Here is a 22,564-nt window from a genome sequence, read left to right on the forward strand (position 1 = left end):
AATGCATTAATGAATTTAATAGATGAATTATTCACTGCGTCAGTTAAAAGTGTTTGTCGCCATAGCTCATGCCAGGAGTTTTAGCCGGGCAGGGGAGCAAATTGGTTTGAGCCAATCGGCGGTTAGCCATAGCGTAAAAGAGTTAGAGAGTGAGCTAGGCGTAAAGCTGCTGGACCGCACAACACGAGAAGTCGTGCTGACGGATGCGGGCCAACAACTGGCGTCCAGGCTTGAGCGGCTGCTCGAAGAGTTGACCAGCACACTTTTGGATACACGTAGCGTTGGCCATCAGCTAAGCGGAATTGTGCGGGTCGCCGCGAGCCAGACTATCTCCGCCCACTTAATGCCGCAATCTATCGCTGCGGCGGCGCTTGAGTTTCCCGCGATCCGCTTTGTGCTCCACGACCGCCCGCAACAGTGGGTGCTGCAAAGCATTCGTCAGGGGGAAGTCGATTTTGGCATGGTTATCGACCCTATTCAGGCAAATGATCTGGATTGTGAAGTCGTGCTTTCCGAGCCGTTTTTATTGCTTTGCCGTAATGACCATCAGTTTGCCGCTCAGTCGTGTGTTTCGTGGCAGGCATTACAAGGTCAAAACCTGGTGCTACAGGATTACGCATCAGGCAGCCGCCCGTTGATCGATGATGCGTTAATGCGTCAGGGTATTGAGGCCAATATTGTTCAGCAGATTGGCCACCCGGCAACACTGTTTCCAATGGTTGAGGCCGGAATTGGCATTAGCGTTCTTCCAGCACTTGCATTGCCGTTACCTAAAGAGCGCCCTCTGGTTGTCAGGCCGCTAGTTCCGGTTGTCGATCGGCAATTAATGTTGGTGCGGCGGAAAAATCGCTCACTTTCTCGTGCTGCTGAAGCTATCTGGCAGGTTGTTCGTCAACAGGCGCAGCAGTTAACTACTGCTCGCCTGAGCGACCCACTGTTTAATAAAGATTAGACGTAGATATCGATCTGATGATCTTCGGATGGTTTATTCACACCTTCCACTCGGGATTGTTGCTGTTCCTGTTTTTTCTCTGCAGCTTCTACTTGCTGGCGCTGTAGTTGTGCAAGTTGCGCCTGCAGCATTTTAATCTGCGCCTGAATCAGTTCCTGCTGTTTTTGCTTTTCTTCTGTTGTGCCGCTGCCATTGGCAATATCTTTCGCTTGCTGAGTTAGTTTAGTGATTTGCTGGGTGATACGGCTGATTTGTGAAGCCAGGTTGTTACCAGAACTTGCTGAAGAACTGCCTGTGCTGGCTTGCGGTGAAGGTGTAGAGGTGTTGATAGTGTTGCTCATAATAGTTCCTCGAGGGATTAGATGAAGCAGTTATCGGCTAAACGCGGGATAATCTTGAGAGAAGAAGGTGGTATTCATTAATTTTGGCAGGGCGCCAGGTGCTGTATTAGAAACGCGCATAGCAAAAAGGCGCCTTTATACATTGGTGGGGCGTGCAGGATATCACTCGTCTCATCCTGAGACTCGCCCTGAGGGTCACCGCAAGCGGTGATGTAAAATCGTTCCCGACGATTTTGTCAAACCTGCAGCAGGTTCGAACCCAGCATGAAAAAGATCGAGCCTTAGAAACAACAAAAGCGCCCCGAAGGCGCTTTTGTCTAAATTTGGTGGGGCGTGCAGGATTCGAACCTGCGACCAATTGATTAAAAGTCAACTGCTCTACCAACTGAGCTAACGCCCCGAATGGTGGGTGATGACGGGCTCGAACCGCCGACCCCCTCCGTGTAAAGGAGGTGCTCTACCAACTGAGCTAATCACCCAAACTTCGGTACTTCTATTGCAAGAGTAGATAATGGTGGGTGATGACGGGCTCGAACCGCCGACCCCCTCCGTGTAAAGGAGGTGCTCTACCAACTGAGCTAATCACCCAAATCTTATCTCTTGCTACACTGCGGAATCACTCACTAATGAATGGTGGGTGATGACGGGCTCGAACCGCCGACCCCCTCCGTGTAAAGGAGGTGCTCTACCAACTGAGCTAATCACCCCCGCTGTGTGGAGTCGCATTATAGGGAGAGTTGAAAATGAGTCAACGCCTTTTCTAAAGATTTTGTTCGTTCGTCGTAAAAATAAACAATGCGATCGCGAATTACGCATTGGTGATTGATTTGTCATCAAAATATGTGGATTGAAGACAAGAAAGGGTATCGACATTGAGGAATCAGTACACAGTGGTAGAATGTTGCCCACTCTATATTCCCTGGCATTTGCCGGTTCCCCGGTACTTTTGCGTAATTAAGGCCGTTTAATGAAAATCAAAACTCGCTTCGCGCCAAGCCCAACAGGCTATTTGCACGTTGGTGGTGCTCGTACTGCTCTCTATTCATGGCTTTTTGCTCGTAACCACGACGGTGAGTTCGTGCTTCGTATAGAAGACACAGACCTTGAGCGTTCAACACCAGAAGCTATCGAAGCTATTATGGATGGCATGAACTGGCTGAGCCTTGAGTGGGATGAAGGCCCGTACTATCAGACCAAGCGTTTTGATCGCTATAACGCGGTTATCGACGAGATGCTGGAAGCTGGTACAGCGTACAAATGCTACTGCTCTAAAGAACGCCTTGAAGCTTTGCGTGAAGAACAAATGGCGAACGGCGACAAGCCGCGTTATGACGGGCGCTGCCGTCATGGCCATGAGCATCATACTGCTGATGAACCATGTGTTGTGCGTTTTGCCAACCCGCAAGAAGGTTCTGTTATTTTCGATGACCAGATCCGTGGCCCAATCGAATTTAGCAACCAGGAGTTGGATGATCTGATCATTCGCCGTACCGATGGATCCCCAACCTACAACTTCTGTGTTGTAGTGGATGACTGGGATATGGAAATCACCCACGTTGTTCGTGGCGAAGACCATATCAACAACACTCCGCGTCAGATCAACATCCTGAAAGCATTGAATGCGCCAGTTCCGGTTTATGCGCATGTTTCCATGATTAATGGTGACGACGGTAAAAAACTGTCCAAACGTCATGGTGCAGTTAGTGTCATGCAGTATCGTGACGATGGCTATCTACCAGAAGCTCTGTTGAACTACCTGGTGCGTTTGGGCTGGTCTCATGGCGATCAGGAAATCTTCACTCGTGAAGAGATGATCAAATTGTTCACACTGGACTCCGTTAGCAAATCGGCCAGTGCATTCAACACTGAAAAATTGCAGTGGCTTAACCACCACTACATTAACCACCTTGCTCCTGAATATGTTGCGACCCATCTGCAATGGCATATCGAGCAGCAAAATATTGATACCCGCAACGGCCCACAACTGGCTGAGTTGGTTAAATTGTTGGGCGACCGCTGTAAAACGCTGAAAGAGATGGCTGAAACTTGCCGCTACTTCTATGAAGATTTCAGTGAGTTTGACGCGGATGCTGCGAAGAAACACCTTCGTCCGGTTGCTCGTCAGCCGCTGGAAGTTGTGCGCGATAAACTGGCAGCATTGACCGACTGGACTGCAGAGAATGTGCATAATGCAATTCAGGCAACCGCTGATGAGTTGGAAGTAGGTATGGGTAAAGTTGGTATGCCGTTGCGTGTCGCTGTTACAGGGGCAGGGCAGTCACCTGGTCTTGATGTCACTGTTCACGCGATTGGTAAGCAACGTTCGATTGCTCGTATTAATCAGGCTCTGGAATTCATTGCTGCGCGCGAAGCACAACAATAACGCCCCGCGTTATAAAGTGTTGTGACTAAAAAGCCGGCTTATGCCGGCTTTTTGATACTCGTTTTACTCATCACGAATACCTAAACGCTTTAACACCCCAGCAATGCCTTCTCGCAGAATCAATGCAGACATCTTTTCTTGTTCCGAGATAGACATCTGTTTCATCGAATTGAGCAAAAGCCCTTCCAGTGAAGTGTCATTAACGTGGTAGCTGCTGAGTTTCTCCGAAACGCGTTTTGCACTATTAATAAAATCGCGAACACGTTCATCCACATGAATCAGGCGAGCTTTACCTCCCTGAACACCGGGTTTTTGAGTTGTGAGCCAGCTTTCTTTGCGTACCCATTTGTTGATTGTTTGGCGACTATAACCAGTAATCATCGCCAGCTCTTCCGGGGTCATACGTTCCTTGAGCACAGTTTTTTCCTTAAATCCAAAGGGGTTATTAGTGGTTCATTTTAGAGGATCATTTTACTGGAAACTGTGACAGGATTAACTACAGGAAGACGAGATGCATCTGCTTTTACTTGTATTGTTTGCTTTTTCGGCGATTAATCGCAGAAGCTGAATTTGACGTTGACACTATTGAATGGGTTTCATATGATGCCGCCCGTCGATACGACACGGTTTCACGGTACGGGGCTATAGCTCAGCTGGGAGAGCGCTTGCATGGCATGCAAGAGGTCAGCGGTTCGATCCCGCTTAGCTCCACCAAATCTTTACCAGCAAGATTTGAATCGTTTAAACCAAACCCATTCGTGGGGCTATAGCTCAGCTGGGAGAGCGCTTGCATGGCATGCAAGAGGTCAGCGGTTCGATCCCGCTTAGCTCCACCAAAATATGAAACCCTCGCCTAATGGCGGGGGTTTTTTCGTTTCTGCGCCAGAATAACTTCACAAAATAGTGATCTGAGCACGATTTTCATCAATTTAGTGAATATATAAATACGATGTATTCTCAATATGAATATATCAAACTATTTCTCTTTGTTGGGTTGTATAAAAAACCAATAAATTTAACTACATGCAATAATTCGCAAACTTGATTTGCGCAACAAATAAACGTATTATTTATCACCGAATAATGCTGCAAAGCCATTACAGAATACTCAGACCAGGGCTTATGATTTTTCAAAAATCTATCAAGAAATTCGTCACAGCACTGGTTTTATCTCTCTTGCTTGTCCCTTTTTCTCGCTACATTTCACCGTTAACGACAATTGATGGTGTTCAGGTTTATCTCGCTTATCTCCCAATGGGTTTGTTGATAGCCATGGTGTTTATCTATGGCCGGACTGCGATTATTCCTCTAATAATTTCATCAGCAGTGACATTCTCATGCGTACTACATCTGTCATTTGTGGCGTTAGTATCATTTGTTTTTTGCCTGATATTTCCAATAATAGTTTGTAGCATAATTGCCCGTCATTATCTTGGGGCGAGGTGGCGCTATGCTCTGACCGATAAAGGAATGGGGACTCGGATATTCTGGCTAGGGTTTGTCGCGCCTTTTAGCACTAAATTATTGATGTATCTGGCGGGACGATATATTCAATTTCCAGAAGCAGTGGCTGCGTACTTTGGTGACAATTCACTCATGTTTATGGTAGTGGATTTTCAAAATTTAATTGCCGCCTCGCTGATATTTACTTTCCTGTTTTACTATCCACTCAGAATGATCCTGAATCCAAATTACGTCCGAGCCTTTTGGCGTCGTTGCGTGATGCGCGATTTCATTGGTCCACGCCGTTTTTATTCTTTGACCTGGATGTTATGCCTGATAACTCTGCTGGTTGTGCTGTGCTCGTCGTGGGGCATGTTGCAGGTTTCAGGTTACCTCGTCCCCGCTATTTTTGTGCTATTTACGCTGGGTATCCGCCATTTTGGCCCGCGTTTAATGGGGCTGTTATGGGCTATATCCGTATGGCTACTATTGACATATAACGATGGTTTCCTTTACGGGGTTAATACAGAATTTGCCCTGTCATTCATTCTTTCTGTTTTCATCTCTTTTTCCGTCTGTATGTTGTACATGACGATGATGTTTAAGAAAAACGAATGGATGAAACGCATTTATCATTCGCAGTCACTAACCGATCCGTTAACACAATTACCAAATTTACGTGCGCTGGAACATCATGTGCAATGTTATCCGGAAGGGACGCTTTGCTGCCTACGGATGTCGAACCTGGAATTTTTAAGCCGCCATTACGGCATGATGATGCGAATTCATTGTAAGCGCATGGTTACCAGCCAGATAACGCCTTTCCTGCATGAAGGCGAACAAGTATTTCAGTTACCCGGCAGTGAATTATTAATTTTCCTCCGCGGACAACATACCGATGCGCGACTCGAGCATATTGTTGATTTACTCAATAGCAAAAAAACAACATGGCATAACACCATGCTGGAAATTGAGTACGGCGCATCCTATAGCGTTATCGACAATAGCCTTGAAGAATTACACCACACTTTAGGGCAATTAAGTTTTCTTTCCGAACAGGCGAGTGAATCGTTACGAGTACTCAGCTTGAATACCAGGGTTGAATATGTCTCTGACAAAACGACAGAGCGTGTTTTGTTACTGCAAAAAATCAAACGTGCCTTAAATGAAGAAGAACCTGTCACTCTCTATGCACAACCTATTGTGAATAAGATGGGACATGGATATCACGAAATACTGAGCCGCATCACTTTTGATGATGAATTAATTACCCCGGATAAGTTTATTCCTGTTATTGCCGAGTTTAACCTCAGCACGCGCTTCGATATGTTAGTGGTGAAGAAGCTGGTGAATTATTTGTATCTTCACCCAGAGAAGGGCGAGCAGTCACGTTTCTCGGTAAACCTTATGCCGTTGACGTTGATGCAAAAGGATATTGCGCAGAATATTATTTCATTGTTTACGCAATTCCAGGTGCCAGCCAGCAGCGTGATTATTGAAGTCACCGAGGAACAGGCTTTTTCAGACTCAGAAACTTCAATGCAGAACATTACATTACTGCGTGATTATGGGTTTAAAATTGCCATCGACGACTTTGGTACCGGTTATGCGAACTACGAGCGGTTGAAAAGGTTGCATGCGGACATTATTAAGATTGATGGTTGCTTCATTAAAGACATCACCACCGACTCGCTTGACCCACTGATTGTTAAATCTATATGTGATATGGCTCGAGCGAAGCAATTGATTGTTGTGGCTGAGTTTGTTGAAACGGAAGAGCAGCGCAGGCTGTTATGCGAACTCGGCGTACATTTTTTACAAGGGTATCTGATAGGCAAGCCAGAGCCTCTGGCCTTAGTCCATACATTAAGGTAGCAGTATGTTGCGAGCATATAATCAAGGGGCTGATTTGTGAGCACTTCTTTAGCGAATAGATTTCGCCTGCCAATGGCAAAAACACTCCGGGTTATCCATCTGGTTTTCATTTTTGTTTTTGCGCTAACCACTTTTTTATTCTGGCAGCAAGGACAGCTATTTAGCCATGGCTACCGTACAAGCCAGCTTAGTCACCTTGAAAGTGTGATTGCCAGAATCGAAAGTAAAGCACAGTACAAAGTTGATAACCTTCGCTACCTAAAACGAATTTTTATTGAAGCGATGGACGATCCTTTGTTCCCTGGTGTGGCAACTGTTCCTTCGGAAATTACAGGTGATGTTGGTGATTCACCATTGTGGATCCGCGAGTTACCTTTGCCCGATACGCTTACCGAAGACAGCGCATTTCACGGCGAGGACGCGCTACAAGTCCGCCAGCAGCTCTATGCATTGCGGAAGATTCAGGGTCTTTTCCCGTTAGCGACAGGGGCCAATGAACTGACTGCAGATTTGTACTACATCTCACGCGATGGCGAATTTATTGTCTCGCTATCCCAGGAGATGAACTCGCTATTAGTGAGCAGTTACAACCCGCAAGTAGAGCAGGGTAGTTTCGTGCTGGCTTCGCCATTGCTCAATCCACAGCGAGAACCTTTCTGGACACGGCAGAATATCGCTAAAACGGATGACACTCTGGTTAATGTCGCCATTCCTGTCGATTTTCGTGGTGAATGGATAGGTCTTCTGGGGATTGCGTTTGAAAATGATGCGGTGCAAAAATTCCTTGCGGCGTCATTACCGGAAGATACGCAGAGTGCTTACCAACTGTTTGATGAACGGCTAATCCCACTCACCGGTACCGTTGGGTCGAGCAATCAATTTCAACTCACTGCTAAGCATCTACAAACTATTCGCCAGATGCTTGAAGTCTCATCGCGCGGCACGATGCGCGATGGGTCGGTATTTATCACTTTTGGCAGAGTTGTTGGCACGCGCTCGGTACTGATCAGTACCCAAACCCTCAGCCAGGGTTTACATGAAGATTTTGGCCGTTTCAGTATCCTGTTGATCGCGATGTGGGGGATATTCGTGCTTTTCCTTTGTGGATCGCACCGAGTTATTTGCCGCCTGGTGCGCAATATGGGGAACTTGCAGCGTGAAATGCAGCACCATGCGCTTCACGATGACTTGACCGGCGCACTTAACCGCCGTGGCTTCTTTGAGAAGACATCACAAATTAGCCCTGATTATGTAGATTACACACTTGTGCAATTAGATCTCGACCACTTCAAGAAAGTGAACGATGTTTATGGGCATCAGGTCGGTGACAATGTGCTGGTGCATGCGACTCAGCGCATTCAGCGTGCGATTCGCAGCCAGGATATTCTGGGGCGTATTGGTGGTGAAGAGTTCTGCATTTTCCTGCCAAATTCCGACCTCAAAGCGGGGATTATGGTCGCGACAAGAATTAAGTGGGAGCTTGAATCATCGCCTCTGCTCCTCGACGACGGTACGCAGCTACAAATCACTGCCTCGTTAGGGGTTGCGGCCTACAGTGAGCTGCCAGAGTGCTCGCTTGAGCAAATCCAGTCGCTTGCAGATATGCGGATGTATACCGCTAAACAACGAGGCAGAAACCAGGTCTGCTGGCAGGATGATGGTGTTAGCCAGGCATAGAAATTTGGGCATAAAAAAGCCGGGGCAAATTGCCCCGGCTTTTTATTGTGAGAATTACAAGAACAGACCAGCGATAGATGCTGACAGAATACTCACCAGAGTTGCGCCGTAAACCAGTTTCAGGCCGAAGCGAGAAACCACGTTACCTTGCTCTTCGTTCAGGCCTTTAATCGCACCAGCGATGATCCCGATAGAAGAGAAGTTGGCAAACGACACCAGGAACACTGACAGGATACCTTCCGCACGTGGGGAAAGCGTACCGGCCAGTTTTTGCAGATCCAACATCGCAACGAATTCGTTGGAAACCAGTTTGGTGGCCATGATGCTACCAACCTGCAACGCTTCATGAGATGGAACACCCATCACCCAGGCTACCGGGTAGAAGATGTAACCCAGGATGCCCTGGAAGGAGATGCCGAAGATTGCTGCAAACAGTGCGTTCAGTGCGGCAATCAAGGCAATGAAGCCAATCAGCATCGCTGCAACAATAATCGCAACTTTAAAACCTGCCAGAATGTATTCACCGAGCATTTCGAAGAAGCTTTGGCCTTCGTGCAGGTTAGACATCTGGATATTTTCTTCGCTCTCATCAACGCGGTAAGGGTTAATCAGCGACAGTACGATAAAGGTACTGAACATGTTCAACACCAGCGCGGCGACCACATATTTTGGCTCGAGCATCGTCATGTAAGCACCGACAATCGACATGGACACGGTAGACATGGCCGTAGCGGACATGGTGTACATGCGGTTGCGCGACATCTTGCCGAGAATATCCTTATAGGCGATAAAGTTTTCTGATTGTCCCAGAATCAGCGAGCTTACGGCGTTAAAGGATTCCAGTTTACCCATACCATTCACTTTAGACAGAACGGTACCGATAAAGCGGATAACAATCGGCAGAACCCGGATGTGCTGCAATATCCCGATCAGCGCGGATATAAAGACGATTGGGCAGAGTACTTTCAGGAAGAAGAAGGCGAGTCCTTCGTCATTCATCTTACCGAATACAAAGTTTGTCCCTTCGTTAGCGAACGACAGCAGTTTCTCAAACATTTCTGAGAAACCTCTCACAAAGCCCAGACCGATTTCTGAGTTCAGGAAGAACCAGGCGAGAATGAGTTCAATCACTAACAGTTGAACGATAAAGCGAATACGAATTTGCTTACGGTTGCTACTTAGCAATAAAGCAAGTAGCGCTACCACGGCAAGCGCTAAGACAAAGTGAAGAACGCGGGACATATTTGCTCCAAACATGAGGCAGGTTTAATTTCGTTGCACATTCTATGAAACAAGCAATAAGAAAACGAGACTAATCGCACACTATAGTGATGTCCTGTGACCAAACTCAAAATTAGTGATCAACCATACATTTCTGCTATGTTAAGTAAAGAAGGTAAAAGTTGCGTCAACGCACATATCTCTAACATAGTGCTTGCCGCAGTTCATGAAAGTTAACTGGCATATAAAATTGTCACTGCAAATTCCTCATTGTTTCCGTCTATCAAAATAATCGGTTTAAGCATTTTAAATGAATTTGATAATCATTCTCATTTTTGATAGCTTGAAACATAGCAAAGGCTATATCTCAGAGGCAGATGATGACAAACAGTCGCGTTGACAACAGTGGTACCCGCACAGCGCGCAGATTACGGCTGGCGTTGATGGGGCCGGCTTTTATCGCTGCTATCGGGTATATCGATCCCGGCAACTTTGCGACCAACATCCAGGCCGGGGCAAGTTTTGGCTACAAATTGCTATGGGTAGTGGTGTGGGCAAACCTGATGGCGATGCTTATCCAAATTCTCTCGGCAAAACTGGGGATTGCCACCGGCAAGAACCTCGCGGAGCAGATCCGTGACCACTATCCGCGCCCGGTGGTGTGGTTGTACTGGATACAAGCCGAAATCATTGCCATGGCGACCGATCTGGCGGAGTTTATTGGTGCTGCGATTGGTTTTAAATTGATCCTGGGCGTTTCGTTACTCCAGGGCGCAGTGCTGACCGGGATTGCAACGTTCCTTATACTGATGCTGCAACGGCGCGGCCAGAAACCGCTGGAAAAAGTCATCGGTGGTTTGCTGCTGTTTGTGGCTGCGGCTTACATTGTTGAACTGATTTTCTCGCAGCCCAAACTGGCTGAACTTGGTAAAGGCATGCTGATCCCAAGCTTGCCGACCAGCGAAGCGGTGTTCCTGGCCGCCGGGGTTCTGGGGGCGACAATTATGCCGCATGTGATCTATCTTCATTCATCGCTGACCCAACATATGCACGAAGGCAACCGCGCCGAACGTTACAGCGCGACCAAATGGGATGTGGGTATCGCAATGACGATTGCCGGGTTTGTAAATCTGGCGATGATGGCAACCGCCGCCGCGGCGTTTCACTTCACAGGTCATACCGGCGTTGCCGATCTCGATGAGGCGTACCTCACGCTGGAACCTCTTTTGAGTCATTCAGCGGCGACTATCTTCGGTTTGAGTCTGGTCGCGGCGGGTCTGTCGTCAACCGTTGTCGGTACTCTGGCAGGGCAGGTTGTGATGCAGGGGTTTGTTCGCTTCTACATCCCGCTGTGGGTGCGCCGCTCAGTCACTATGGCACCGTCATTTATTGTCATCCTGATGGGGCTTGACCCAACCCGCGTCCTTGTAATGAGCCAGGTACTACTCAGTTTTGGTATCGCACTGGCGTTGGTGCCGCTACTGATTTTCACCAGCAATGAAAAATTGATGGGCGATCTCGTCAATACCCGGCTGGTAAAACATGTGGGGTGGGTGATTGTGGCTATAGTGGTGGCGCTTAACCTGTGGCTGCTAGTTGGTACGGCTTTGGGACTGTAGATTTATAGTGCTCTGCGGCCACACACTTGTGGTCGCGGGTTACATCTTTATAAGTTCATTCATGTAGTTGCGTTTATTTATATCGCTTCCCCTGATGAGTTAAAAGAATATGTTCCTGTTAACTCGAAACATAAACATTCCCTGAATCGCAAATGCGATTGCCAATACACCGACAATCATAAAGTTGTGATGCCCTAGTGCAATAGCACCTAAGAAAATGTCAATAATCGTATTGAGCACTAATATTCCAAAAAGCGGAATGCTCAGTAGTTTTCTATTCGCTATCGTGGTCCACATTATTTATAACCCCCCCTGTATATTGATCCCCGAGCACAGGTAATCATACCTATTAAGACTCTGTTGATTAGTTACTACTTTCAGAACAAATAGGTGTGATTTGTTGAACAATCAGCACTGTCCATCCCGCATTATGTTATGTATGATTTATGCTGACGTTTAGAAACATCAGGGTTTTGTCATGTTCAAGCACTTTAATCATATGGCTCTTTTTGCCGCGCTGGTAAAAAACGGCAATTTTACAAGAACCGCTGAAGAATTGAATATGACGAAATCTCGCGTCAGCCAGCAAATAAGTGAACTCGAAGAATATCTTGGTTTACGTTTGCTCAATCGAACAACGCGAAAGATCTCGTTGACATATGCAGGTGAAAGTTATTTGCGATACTGTCAGGAAGTGATAGATGTTGCATTTAGAGCTGATGAACTCATTCAGCTATTACGTGAAAGCCCAAATGGCAAATTAAGAATAATAGCGCCTCCGGGGTTCATGTACAGTGCCTTACCTGCTCCTCACCATGAGTTTTTGAAAGCAAATCCGCAGGTTGAACTTGAACTGGTCACTGCGGACTCATTCTTTGGTTCGGTTAACGATACTTTTGATGTCGCTTACAGAATAGGTAAGCCCTCAGATGACTCTTTCATTGGACGCTTCCTGGGAACCTTCAACCGATTTATTGTTGCGACGCCGGAGTATGCAGAAAAGCATAATGTCAGTTCACCTGATGAATTGCTTACATGTGATTTAATTACTCATAAAACATGGAAAAGCGTCACTCTTTCTCAAGAAACTAGCAGTTATAAATTGGTAATGACCTCTCGGCATACCAGCGATAATCTGACTTATATATTGCAACAAGCTTTACAAGGTACAGGGATGGCAATTTTGCCTGAGTACATTGTGGAGCCTTATCTAAAAAATGGTCAGCTTAAAATTGCTCTTCCCGACTGGAGTGTGCAGAAAATTGAATTGTGGATGATTTATCCCAGTAATAAAAATAACACTTTAACGCTGCGTAATTACATTGACTTTATTCTTCATAATGATGTCATCAAAGCACTAAGCAAAACAGGAAATACTGACTAGTTAATTCATTATTCATTACCTTTATTAGCCATATTTAATCTCAATTTTAAGTGGGAGAGCTTTTTGTATGCCGCAATATCTATCTTTAAAAGAGTACGCTTCTGATATTCATAGTAAAAAAACAAGTATGGATAGTTTATGGAATAACTATACATTGGTTTTGCTAAAGAATATTACATTAACTGAGCGTTTATACCATCACCAGGTGGCAATTTGCCAAAGTAATAATTTGTCTATAAAGCTTTTTGGTACAATGCAACTAAATATTATCCGCACCGGTTTTTTAGGTCCTGTTATGATTAGCTATCATCCTCTTATACAAGGGGAGAGCATTATAGATATACCCTCTTCATATATTAATCAACAAGGCCTCCTTGACGGAGTGATACCACTTTCTGATAAAAAACAGGTTTTTGAGCATTATTTACAAAAATTGCTTCCCGTTTATGAACATATGGCAAATTTGTGTGTAAAGGATAAAGAATGATAGTCAGGCCTGAGCAACACTGGTTTAGAAGATTGTTCTCATGGAGAGGGTCTATTATGAGGAAGATTTCTCGCCAGTTGCTCTTTTTCGCTATGTTGAATATGGCTTATCTATTTCTACTCCCGCTCTTGCATATGCATGGTATTGAAGCAAAAGAAAATCCAATTGGTTTTATTGGGATATCTATTTCGATTTTTCTTGGCTTCCGTAACAATGCAGCATGGCTCCGCTATTCTGAAGCCAGAAAGCTTTGGGGAGACTTGTTGATTACCACTCGATCTTTAATGCGAGAAATAAAAAGCACAACAGAAGCTAGCCAGGATGAGATGAGAATCGTGCTCAATTTTATCGTATGTTATTGCAACATATTAAAATCGATGCTGCGGCATGAAAAAATGCCTGTGGAGGTTACATCGCAAGCCCCATTTATGCTTGAGAGGCTAAATGTTGCCACTCCATGTAATGCTTTGCTTCAGGAGATTGGCAAATGGCTTTTTCGCTATAAGCGAAACTCCCTGGATTACCAGAACTTTAATCATTACCTCAATAATATCAGCACTATTCAGGGGGGGTGTGAACGTATCAGTAATACGCCAATTCCATTTGCATACTCTTTAATTTTACATCGCACTATTTATATCTATTGTGCGATTTATCCATTGCTGATCATCGACAGCTTTGGGTTTCTTTCACTGCTTTTTTCATTATTTACCACTTATGCACTCCTTGCGCTCGATGCGATTGCAACTGAGCTTGAGGACCCCTTTGGCCGGGAAGATAATGATTTACCCTTGAATGCTATCTGCAACACCATTGAAATTGATTTACGGGAAATGATCCATGATGGGAGGCTTCCTGGAAAAATAACCCCGGATAAAAACTATCGATTGCTGTAATAAAAATGGGAGCCTTAGCTCCCATTTTTAAATCATTAGCCTCAATGGCGATGGCCACCACCGTGCCCACGTCCATGATCGCCACGGCCTCGGCCACGATGATCGTCACGATCATTCCAGCCCGCGCGATAGCCTTTCTCAAAGCTGTTACGGCCGCGGTCTTTATACCAGCCACGATGGTAGCCGTTATCATGGCGATGCCAGCCACGGTCACGCCATTCATAATTACGATGCCAGTAATCACGGTCGCGCCAGCCGCCGCCATCCCAGTAATTACCGCGATAATCCTGATCGCCAATTTGAAGCTTAACTGACGGCAGCAGGGTGATTTCGCCCGCATTCGCCATCATTGGTGCAGATGCCAGTAATGCTATCGCAAGAATCAGTGACCTGAACATACTCTCTCCCCTTACACGGTAACCGCCAGAGCGGCTTGTTAGCGGTATAGTAAGTTGTGGTAACTAAGTGTTTCATCACCACAACTCCTAATTCGCTGAGGAGAGCACTTTTTGCTAATTTAGTTCGTAATTAAATCAGATAGTGATAACGGTTACACTAAGATGGCTTCAATTTCAGCCAGTTCTTCTGCCGTAAAGTGACGATTGGCTAACATGCCGACTGCGTCATCAATCTGGCTGGTTTTACTGGCGCCAATCAGCACTGATGTAACTTTGTCACCACGCAGCACCCATGCGAGCGCCATTTGGGAAAGTTTCTGCCCGCGACGTTGCGCGATATCATTCAATTTACGAACTTTCTCCAGTTTTTCATCTGTGAGCTGGTCAGCATTAAGGAACTTGCTGCCGCTTGCGGCACGGGAATCAGCAGGAATACCATCAAGATAGCGATCGGTCAGTTGGCCGCCAGCTAGGGGAGAAAAGGCAATGCTACCCACGCCTTTTTCTTGCAGAACGTCCAGTAAACCGCCTTCAACCCAACGCTCAAACATCGAGTAACGTGGCTGGTGGATAAGACATGGAGTACCGAGGTCGTTCAAAATATCAATGGCTTGAGCGGCGAGTTCGGCTGGGTAATTTGAGACGCCAACGTAGAGTGCTTTACCTTGACGCACCACGGTATCCAGTGCGCGCATGGTTTCTTCAAGTGGTGTTTCTGGATCCGGGCGATGGTGGTAGAAGATGTCAACATACTCCAGCCCCATACGCTTCAGGCTTTGATCAAGGCTTGAAATTAGATACTTACGCGAGCCCCAATCTCCATACGGCCCATCCCACATGGTGTAGCCCGCTTTGGAGGAAATAATCAGTTCATCACGATATGGAAGGAAATCTTCACGCAGGATACGGCCAAAGTTTTCTTCAGCAGAACCCGGAGGCGGCCCATAGTTATTGGCCAGATCCAGATGGGTAATCCCGGAATCAAATGCGCGGTGCAACAACTGGCGGCTGTTGTCCAGTAGCGTGCTGTCGCCAAAATTGTGCCATAAACCTAGAGAAATGGCGGGTAGTTTGAGTCCGCTGCGCCCACAACGACGATATTCCATTGATTCATAACGCGCAGGATTTGCCTGATAGACCATATTAGTTTCCCGGTAAGTGAATAATGCCAACTTAGTGTATACGTTTTCACAACATTACGGGCTTCAGACTACACCGCAGTTACGTGTAAATCCCTCTTTCCACACTCTTATTCTCATTGATCCTCGACAGCGATCACATATGCCCAATACTCACAGTAAGCCCTCTGAGAAGGAATGAGTTATGTCTTACACTGTCGCAGACTATCTTCTGGACCGATTCACCGAAGCTGGAATTACCCATCTGTTTGGTGTTCCCGGTGACTACAACTTACAGTTTCTGGACAATGTGATTAATAACCCGACCCTTGCCTGGGTGGGGTGTGCTAATGAACTAAATGCTGCATATGCTGCTGATGGTTATGCTCGCTGTAATGGCGCGGCTGCTGTGCTCACTACCTTTGGGGTAGGAGAGCTAAGTGCTATTAATGGCATCGCTGGAAGTTACGCTGAATATTTACCGGTTATCCATGTCGTCGGCGCGCCATGCCTTGGGGCGCAACAGCGCGGTGAGTTAATGCACCACACATTAGGCGACGGTGATTTCCGGCACTTTGCGCGTATGTCGCAGGAAGTGACAGTGGCCCAGGCTTCCCTCACTGTAGAAAATGCTTGCTATGAAATCGACCGCGTTTTGCAGCAAGCTTTGACCCAACGCCGTCCAGGTTATTTGTTATTACCTGGCGATGTCTCTCAGGCCCCCGCTACTCGCCCAACAAAACCGTTACTTGCCTCACAACACTCTACCGATCCCGCATTACTGACGGAATTCCGTGTCTGTGTACAAGAACGCCTGGCTGAAAGCCGCAGTGTGGCCTTATTAGCGGATTTTCTGGCGCTACGTTTTGGACAGCAAAAAGCGTTGCAACAGTGGATGGATGACACTCCGATGCCTCATGCAACGTTGCTAATGGGCAAAGGGTTATTTGATGAAGGTCAGCAGGGGTTTGTAGGCACTTACAGCGCCGCTGCCAGCGATACAACGGTGATTCAGGCGATTGAAACGGCCGAGCTGGTTATCTGTGTGGGCGTTAAGTTTACCGATACGCTTACCGCTGGGTTCACTCAGCATCTTACCCTTCAGCAGACTATCGACATTCAACCAAATGCCGCCCGAATTGGTGAACGCTGGTTCAGCGGCATTGCGATGGCGCAAGCCGTGTCGGTCTTGCATCAGTTGTGCAAACACCAGGTTTCCGGTTGGCCCGGGTCAGAGCAAAAGCCGCCAGCACTGCCCGAAGCGACTAGCGGAAAACTAGACCAGCATGCGTTCTGGCAATCAATTCAAAAATTCCTGCGGGCGGGAGATATCATTCTTGCAGACCAGGGAACCGCCGCTTTTGGCGCGGCGACGCTGACCTTACCCGCCGGGGTGACTTTTATCAGCCAGCCGTTGTGGGGTTCGATAGGCTTTACCCTCCCGGCTGCGTTTGGGGCGCAAACCGCCTGCCCCAATCGTCGCGTAGTATTGCTGGTGGGGGATGGATCGGCGCAGCTTACGATTCAGGAAATTGGCTCGATGATGCGCGATGGGCAACGCCCGGTGATCTTCTTGCTCAATAACGACGGATATACCGTTGAGCGGGCCATTCATGGTGCCGAGCAGCGCTATAACGACATCGCGTCCTGGAACTGGACGCAAATTCCGCAGGCGATGAATATTCACAACCCTGCGCAATGCTGGCGAGTGACTGAGCAAGTGCAGCTTGAAGAAGTAATGCAGAAAGCGGGACTGGCAGAACGACTTACGCTTGTGGAAGTCGTTCTGCCGAAACAAGATATTCCCGAACTATTGCAGGCCGTTACGGCAGCGCTTGCTAAGCGCAATGCCGCTAAGGATTAAACCTTAGGCTTCTCCGCCATCATTACCGGTTTACCTGCAAGCATCAGCCAGGCTGGCAACATCACGATGCACAGCAGCGGGAGTAGTTTGATGTCGGGCACCACGGCCATTGCCATAAACAGGCTGAGCCAACCATCGCGCGTAACGACTAACACCAGGCCAAGGATGGCGCAAGATAGCGTAATGGCAGCCGGAACCGCTTCAACATGCTGGTGGAGCATCATCCCAAGTGCGACCGCAACGAATACCACTGGGAATATGCGTCCGCCACGGAATCCACATGCAGAAGCAATCACCAATGCAGCCAGTTTTACCACCGCAAACATCAGCAATGTTGCTACAGAGTAATGCTGCCCAGCGGCGAGCTGGCGCATTTCATCCAACCCCTTGAATAGCGTGACTTCACCACCAATTAGCCCTAATACGCCTAACAGGAAGCCACCTACACCAAGGATTAACACCGGGTGTTTGAGCTGGTGCATTAAACGATGCATACGTGGCAGGCACCAGACGGCAACCATACCCAATGCAATAGCGATAGCTGCCACCACGGCGCCACTGAAAATATCCACCAGGCGCAGTTCCGTGTATTGCAAAGAAGGCAAAGAGAAATCAGGGTGGAAGAACAAGTCTGTGGTCATTGCTCCGGCTGCTGCTGCCATAAGTGGTGCAAAAAGTCGGTCCCACAAAGGAACATCATTGCTGCCGTTGAGCGTTTGGGAAAATACCAACGCCGCTGCCACCGGCGTGCCGAACAATGCGCCAATGGTTCCGGCTGCGGCAAGAATCGTCCAGTCGAGCGCCCCGACTTTTGGCAACAAGCGTGCGCCAATAGCCGCCGCCAGCGCGATATTTACCGCCATAATAGGATGTTCAGGCCCGAGGCTTACACCACCCGCAAGCCCTAGCAATAGCGCAATAATCAAACCCGGCAACGCGATTACGCTAACTGGCGCACCAATCAACGGTTCAGTGGCAGGGTCAGGGCCTGCATGTCCAGGCATATAGCGAATCACCAACCCAACTGCAATCCCGGTGAAGGTCAGCATCAATAAAATCCACATCGGTGAATTCATATCGAGATCGAAACGGGCGGGCAGTGACACCCATAAATATTTTTGTAAGACAGCGGCAACTTTCATCACCACAATTAATACCAGGCTGGAACAGATCCCAATGACCAGTGCCGGAATGGAAAGCACCAGCATGGTTCTGGCTCGCGGATGGAGCATGATTTTTCCTTAACTAAAATTTTTTTAACGCAAAATCGCCACGACATACAGTCTGCCAGATAACACATCTTGCCTTTCAGCAATACGGGCTGAAACGCTCAAGCTAATCTGTGACGAAGATCTATAATCCCAAGGCACTTCTCATCTGGTCGTTGTTGTTTAGGCTAGCTAATTTTACAGTGTTGTCAGGACTTATTTTGACTTTAGCGGAGCAGTGGAAGAATGACAAAATATGCTTTGGTAGGAGATGTAGGCGGTACCAATGCACGTCTGGCACTGTGCAACGTAGAAAATGGCGACATCACTCAGGCAAAAACCTATTCGGGCCTCGATTTTCCAAGCCTGGAAGCGGTCGTGGTGCATTATCTCAAAGAGCACAATGTCAGTGTAACCGATGGTTGTATCGCCATTGCTTGCCCGATTACCGGTGACTGGGTGGCGATGACCAACCATAGCTGGGCATTCTCCACGGCGGAGATGAAAAAGAATCTCGGCTTTGAACATCTGGAAATTATCAACGACTTTACCGCCGTTTCCATGGCTATTCCGGCGCTCAAAAAAGAGCACCTGATCAAGTTTGGCGGTGATGAACCGGTCGAAGGCAAACCTATCGCGGTTTACGGTGCAGGCACCGGTCTTGGGGTCGCACATCTGGTTCACGTCGATAAACGCTGGGTGAGCTTGCCTGGCGAAGGCGGACACGTTGACTTCGCGCCAAACAGTGAAGAAGAGGGGATTATTCTCGAAGAACTGCGCACCGAAATCGGCCACGTTTCTGCGGAGCGTGTGCTTTCAGGCCCAGGGCTTGTGAATCTGTACCGCGCTATTGTCAAGTCTGACCAACGCGAGCCGGAAAATTACAAGCCGAAAGACATCACTGAAAAAGCGCTGGAAGATAGCTGCACCGATTGTCGCCGTGCGCTGTCGCTGTTCTGCGTGATCATGGGGCGCTTTGGGGGCAACCTCGCTCTGACGCTGGGAACCTTCGGCGGCGTATATATCGCCGGCGGCATCGTGCCGCGTTTCCTGGAATTCTTTAAAGCATCCGGTTTCCGTGGTGGTTTTGAGGACAAAGGACGTTTTAAAGAGTACGTGCAAAAAATCCCGGTGTACCTGATTGTTCACGATCAACCGGGGCTGCTCGGCGCTGGCGCTCATTTGCGTCAGACGTTGGGACAGGTTCTGTAGCAGTTTTCGTAGGTCGGATTAGCGCAAGCGACATCCGACATTATGGTCTACAAGCGCATCAACGCACGAAATTCTTTTACCTTGCTGCGACTCACCGGCACCTGAAAATCCAAATCCCGCAGGCGCAAAATGTAAGTATTGTTAAACCACGGCTCTATCTCGCGGATTTTGCTTAAGTTAACGCAATATGAACGGTGGCAGCGGAAGAAGTGGCTTTCGGGCAACCTGTGGCAAAACTCGCTGATATTCATCGACATCACATAGGCTTCACGTCGCGTATAAACAAACGTCATTTTCTCGTGCGCTTCGGCGTAATAAATATCGTTGATGTCGGTGACGATAATTCGCTCATCTTTCACCAGGTTAATGGTTAGCGCTTCACGGCTTGGGCTGTTGGCAGAGGCAGGGGCATTCTGTTGCTGGTAAGCAGCTTCCAGTTTTTGCAACATGCCGATAATGCGCGATTCCTGGTATGGCTTCAGAATGTAGTCGAACGCTTCGAGTTCAAAGGCCTCCACTGCGTGCTCTTTCCACGCGGTGATAAACACGATAAACGGCTTATGGGCAAATTTACTGATGTTTTGCGCCAATAACACGCCATCTAAAGAAGGGATGTTTATATCTAAAAAAATAGCGTCAACTTCGTGATGTTGCAGGTATTTCAGTACATCCATACCATCGTCAAAGATACCAGCCACTTCCATCTGGCTATGTTCTTTTATCAACCAGTTAAGCTCCTGCTGCGCCAGCACTTCATCTTCTACGATGAGAACTTTCATGCATTTCCTCCTTGCTGCGACAATAACGGCGGAACGACAGTAGCGGCGTGAGGAATGTAAAACGCAATTTCCGTCCCCGGATCAAGGCGGCGGATAACCAACCCCTCTCCATAGAGTAATTTTACGCGATGATGCACATTTAACAGACCAATTTTATTGCCTGGCATCTCGTTGGCCTCTACGCGTTCAATAACTTGCGGATCGATACCATGCCCGGTGTCGCGCACCGCAATACGCACACGATTCCCGCTCTCTTCCACGCTGATGGTGACGACACCTTTGCCTTTGCATTGCTGCACGCCATGCACGATCGCGTTCTCAACCAGCGGCTGAATCAGCAGGCTTGGAATCAGGCAGTTAACCTCTTCGTCTATGTTATAAATCACCGTCAACTTGTCGCCAAAACGCGCCTGCTCAATAGCGATATAGTCTTTAATTTGATACAGCTCTTTTTTAATGTCGATCTGCTCATCGTCTTTTAATTCAATGTTGTAACGCAGGTAGCGCGACAAGTTATAGATAAGCTGGCGCGCTGTATCTGGATTCATACGAATAGAGGATGAAATCGCATTTAGCGCGTTGAACAGGAAATGAGGGTTAATTTTGCTTTGTAGAGCGCGTAACTCAGCTTTATTTGCCATTTCGCGTAACTGCTCGGCGCGAGAAACTTCCAGTTGAGTGGAGATAATCTGCGAAAGCCCGACCGCCATTTCTTGTAATGTGGAAGTGATCTGGTGCGCGTGGCGGTAATAGATTTTAAGCGTGCCGGTGACGACACCTTTTTCCCATAACGGAATAATTATCAGCGAGTGAATTTCCGGGGTGCGATAAGCCTCATCATCATTGCGGATAATGATTTTGCCTTCTCGAATCGCGAGTTGCGTTCTTGGGCTGATACCATCGTCGTTCTGTTTATAGTTATTCTCTCCAAACCCGACGTAGGCCAGTACTTTGTCGATATCGGTAATCGCCACCGCGTCGGCATTAATATCTTCGCGAATGATATTGCAGACCTGGCGCAATGACTCGCTGTTAACGTTGCGGAACAGTGGCAGTGTTTTGTTGGCAATATCTAGTGCAAGTTTGGCCTGGCGTGCGGCACTGGCCTCTTTTTCACCCTCAACACTTTGCACCAGCACCACTATCAGGCCAATAGAGACCGTTCCGAGGATCATCGGAATACCAATTTTCGAAACGATATCTATTCCAAGCCCGACAGATGGCGCCCATAGCACCACCAGAATCATGGTCATAGTTTCACACAGCATCCCGGCGATTATGCCGACACTCCAGTGTTTCTCTTTGGGTATTTTACGGTTTATCCACCCAGAAATAATGCCCGCAACGATGCTGGTAATCAGGCAGGGAACAGCAGTTATGCCACCAATATCAATTAGATAACGGTGTGTCCCGGCAATAATACCGGTGATGATACCTACCCAAGGGCCAAATAAGATCCCGCCGGCCATGACGGCAATAATACGCACGTTCACCAGCGAGCCTTCAACGTGTACACCAGACCAGGTGCTGAACAAAGCAAACATGGAGAAAATAGCGGTGACTGCTAATAACTCTTTGGGCGTGTGGGCATTTTTATGCAGAAGCTCGCGGAAAAGGCGGATGCGAATTAGAAAGAACAGGCAAATAAGCATCAACGCCGCCCGGTCAAATACCGCCAGCAGCATGTTAAAAATTTCGTGCACGGGT

Annotated in this window: 18 protein-coding genes and 6 tRNA genes; 12 read left to right on the plus strand and 12 right to left on the minus strand. The window is 47.5% G+C overall.

Annotated features, from left to right (window positions below; translation table 11 throughout):
- The first annotated feature begins 22 nt into the window (after positions 1–22).
- Positions 23–952 carry a LysR family transcriptional regulator gene (locus EDF88_RS12950; RefSeq protein ID WP_134185051.1) on the plus strand — a complete coding sequence of 310 codons (930 nt, stop codon included), beginning with the start codon at positions 23–25 and terminating at the stop codon, positions 950–952.
- Here the strand turns inward: EDF88_RS12950 and EDF88_RS12955 are convergent.
- The 5 genes from EDF88_RS12955 to EDF88_RS12975 form a co-directional block, all read right to left on the minus strand.
- Entirely contained in the window at positions 949–1,293 is a 345-nt protein-coding gene (locus tag EDF88_RS12955) for a FlxA-like family protein (protein WP_064512890.1), read from the minus strand. The genes EDF88_RS12950 and EDF88_RS12955 overlap by 4 nt on opposite strands.
- Before the next feature lie 324 nt (positions 1,294–1,617).
- Positions 1,618–1,693 (minus strand) — tRNA-Lys (locus EDF88_RS12960).
- Positions 1,694–1,696: 3 nt separating this feature from the next.
- Positions 1,697–1,772: transfer RNA gene (locus EDF88_RS12965), tRNA-Val, on the minus strand.
- 33 nt (positions 1,773–1,805) lie between these two features.
- Positions 1,806–1,881, minus strand: a tRNA-Val gene (locus tag EDF88_RS12970).
- A 43-nt stretch (positions 1,882–1,924) separates the two neighbouring features.
- Positions 1,925–2,000 (minus strand) — tRNA-Val (locus EDF88_RS12975).
- A 260-nt stretch (positions 2,001–2,260) separates the two neighbouring features.
- Between EDF88_RS12975 and gltX the strand changes: the two genes are divergently transcribed.
- Complete coding sequence (gene gltX, locus EDF88_RS12980; RefSeq protein WP_064512888.1) at positions 2,261–3,676, plus strand: glutamate--tRNA ligase; 1,416 nt, start codon at positions 2,261–2,263, stop codon at positions 3,674–3,676.
- A 63-nt stretch (positions 3,677–3,739) separates the two neighbouring features.
- On the opposite strand, the gene EDF88_RS12985 is transcribed toward gltX, so the two are convergent.
- Positions 3,740–4,093 (minus strand): YfeC-like transcriptional regulator, encoded by a 354-nt coding sequence (locus tag EDF88_RS12985; RefSeq protein ID WP_064512886.1) that lies wholly within the window; start codon positions 4,091–4,093, stop codon positions 3,740–3,742.
- Between the two features lie 221 nt (positions 4,094–4,314).
- Here EDF88_RS12985 and EDF88_RS12990 point away from each other — a divergent pair.
- The 4 genes from EDF88_RS12990 to EDF88_RS13005 all read left to right on the plus strand — a co-directional run bounded on the left by EDF88_RS12990 (position 4,315) and on the right by EDF88_RS13005 (position 8,671).
- Positions 4,315–4,390 (plus strand) — tRNA-Ala (locus EDF88_RS12990).
- Positions 4,391–4,436: 46 nt separating this feature from the next.
- Positions 4,437–4,512: transfer RNA gene (locus EDF88_RS12995), tRNA-Ala, on the plus strand.
- 286 nt (positions 4,513–4,798) lie between these two features.
- Complete coding sequence (locus tag EDF88_RS13000; RefSeq protein WP_134185053.1) at positions 4,799–6,994, plus strand: EAL domain-containing protein; 2,196 nt, start codon at positions 4,799–4,801, stop codon at positions 6,992–6,994.
- 36 nt (positions 6,995–7,030) lie between these two features.
- A complete protein-coding gene (locus EDF88_RS13005) occupies positions 7,031–8,671 on the plus strand; it encodes a diguanylate cyclase (RefSeq protein WP_243839616.1) in 1,641 nt (546 codons plus the stop codon).
- 54 nt (positions 8,672–8,725) lie between these two features.
- Here the strand turns inward: EDF88_RS13005 and EDF88_RS13010 are convergent, their stop codons facing one another.
- A complete protein-coding gene (locus tag EDF88_RS13010) occupies positions 8,726–9,913 on the minus strand; it encodes a NupC/NupG family nucleoside CNT transporter (RefSeq protein WP_034458999.1) in 1,188 nt (395 codons plus the stop codon).
- A 359-nt stretch (positions 9,914–10,272) separates the two neighbouring features.
- Here EDF88_RS13010 and EDF88_RS13015 point away from each other — a divergent pair, with 359 nt between their 5' ends.
- The 4 genes from EDF88_RS13015 to EDF88_RS13030 all read left to right on the plus strand — a co-directional run bounded on the left by EDF88_RS13015 (position 10,273) and on the right by EDF88_RS13030 (position 14,278).
- A complete protein-coding gene (locus EDF88_RS13015) occupies positions 10,273–11,511 on the plus strand; it encodes an Nramp family divalent metal transporter (protein WP_134185055.1) in 1,239 nt (412 codons plus the stop codon).
- Between the two features lie 478 nt (positions 11,512–11,989).
- The gene (locus tag EDF88_RS13020; RefSeq protein WP_134185058.1) at positions 11,990–12,895 is read left to right on the plus strand and encodes a LysR family transcriptional regulator; all 906 of its coding nucleotides are present in this window, start codon (positions 11,990–11,992) and stop codon (positions 12,893–12,895) included.
- A 67-nt stretch (positions 12,896–12,962) separates the two neighbouring features.
- Positions 12,963–13,382 (plus strand): hypothetical protein, encoded by a 420-nt coding sequence (locus EDF88_RS13025; protein WP_134185060.1) that lies wholly within the window; start codon positions 12,963–12,965, stop codon positions 13,380–13,382.
- A gap of 56 nt (positions 13,383–13,438) precedes the next feature.
- Positions 13,439–14,278 (plus strand): bestrophin family ion channel, encoded by an 840-nt coding sequence (locus EDF88_RS13030; RefSeq protein ID WP_243839617.1) that lies wholly within the window; start codon positions 13,439–13,441, stop codon positions 14,276–14,278.
- A gap of 41 nt (positions 14,279–14,319) precedes the next feature.
- On the opposite strand, the gene EDF88_RS13035 is transcribed toward EDF88_RS13030, so the two are convergent.
- Both EDF88_RS13035 and mgrA read right to left on the minus strand, forming a co-directional pair.
- Positions 14,320–14,676 (minus strand): DUF2502 domain-containing protein, encoded by a 357-nt coding sequence (locus EDF88_RS13035; RefSeq protein WP_064512870.1) that lies wholly within the window; start codon positions 14,674–14,676, stop codon positions 14,320–14,322.
- A gap of 152 nt (positions 14,677–14,828) precedes the next feature.
- Positions 14,829–15,818 (minus strand): L-glyceraldehyde 3-phosphate reductase, encoded by a 990-nt coding sequence (gene mgrA, locus EDF88_RS13040; protein ID WP_064512868.1) that lies wholly within the window; start codon positions 15,816–15,818, stop codon positions 14,829–14,831.
- A 181-nt stretch (positions 15,819–15,999) separates the two neighbouring features.
- On the opposite strand from mgrA, the gene EDF88_RS13045 reads away from it, so the two are divergent.
- Positions 16,000–17,658: a thiamine pyrophosphate-binding protein gene (locus tag EDF88_RS13045; RefSeq protein WP_134185064.1), complete on the plus strand. Its 1,659-nt coding sequence runs from the start codon at positions 16,000–16,002 to the stop codon at positions 17,656–17,658.
- Here the strand turns inward: EDF88_RS13045 and EDF88_RS13050 are convergent.
- Positions 17,655–18,890, minus strand: a complete 1,236-nt coding sequence (locus EDF88_RS13050) for an ion channel protein (RefSeq protein WP_064512865.1) — start codon at positions 18,888–18,890, stop codon at positions 17,655–17,657. The two genes, EDF88_RS13045 and EDF88_RS13050, sit on opposite strands and share 4 nt — an antisense overlap.
- 222 nt (positions 18,891–19,112) lie before the next feature.
- On the opposite strand from EDF88_RS13050, the gene glk reads away from it, so the two are divergent.
- The gene (glk, locus tag EDF88_RS13055) at positions 19,113–20,078 is read left to right on the plus strand and encodes a glucokinase (RefSeq protein ID WP_134185066.1); all 966 of its coding nucleotides are present in this window, start codon (positions 19,113–19,115) and stop codon (positions 20,076–20,078) included.
- Positions 20,079–20,125: 47 nt separating this feature from the next.
- Here the strand turns inward: glk and EDF88_RS13060 are convergent, their stop codons facing one another.
- Complete coding sequence (locus EDF88_RS13060; protein WP_134185068.1) at positions 20,126–20,857, minus strand: LytTR family DNA-binding domain-containing protein; 732 nt, start codon at positions 20,855–20,857, stop codon at positions 20,126–20,128.
- Entirely contained in the window at positions 20,854–22,560 is a 1,707-nt protein-coding gene (locus tag EDF88_RS13065; RefSeq protein ID WP_134185070.1) for a sensor histidine kinase, read from the minus strand. The genes EDF88_RS13060 and EDF88_RS13065 overlap by 4 nt, the downstream gene beginning before the upstream one ends.
- Positions 22,561–22,564: the final 4 nt, after the last annotated feature.

It is taken from the genome of Buttiauxella sp. BIGb0552 (genome assembly GCF_004366275.1).
GTDB classification, from domain to species: domain Bacteria; phylum Pseudomonadota; class Gammaproteobacteria; order Enterobacterales; family Enterobacteriaceae; genus Buttiauxella; species Buttiauxella gaviniae.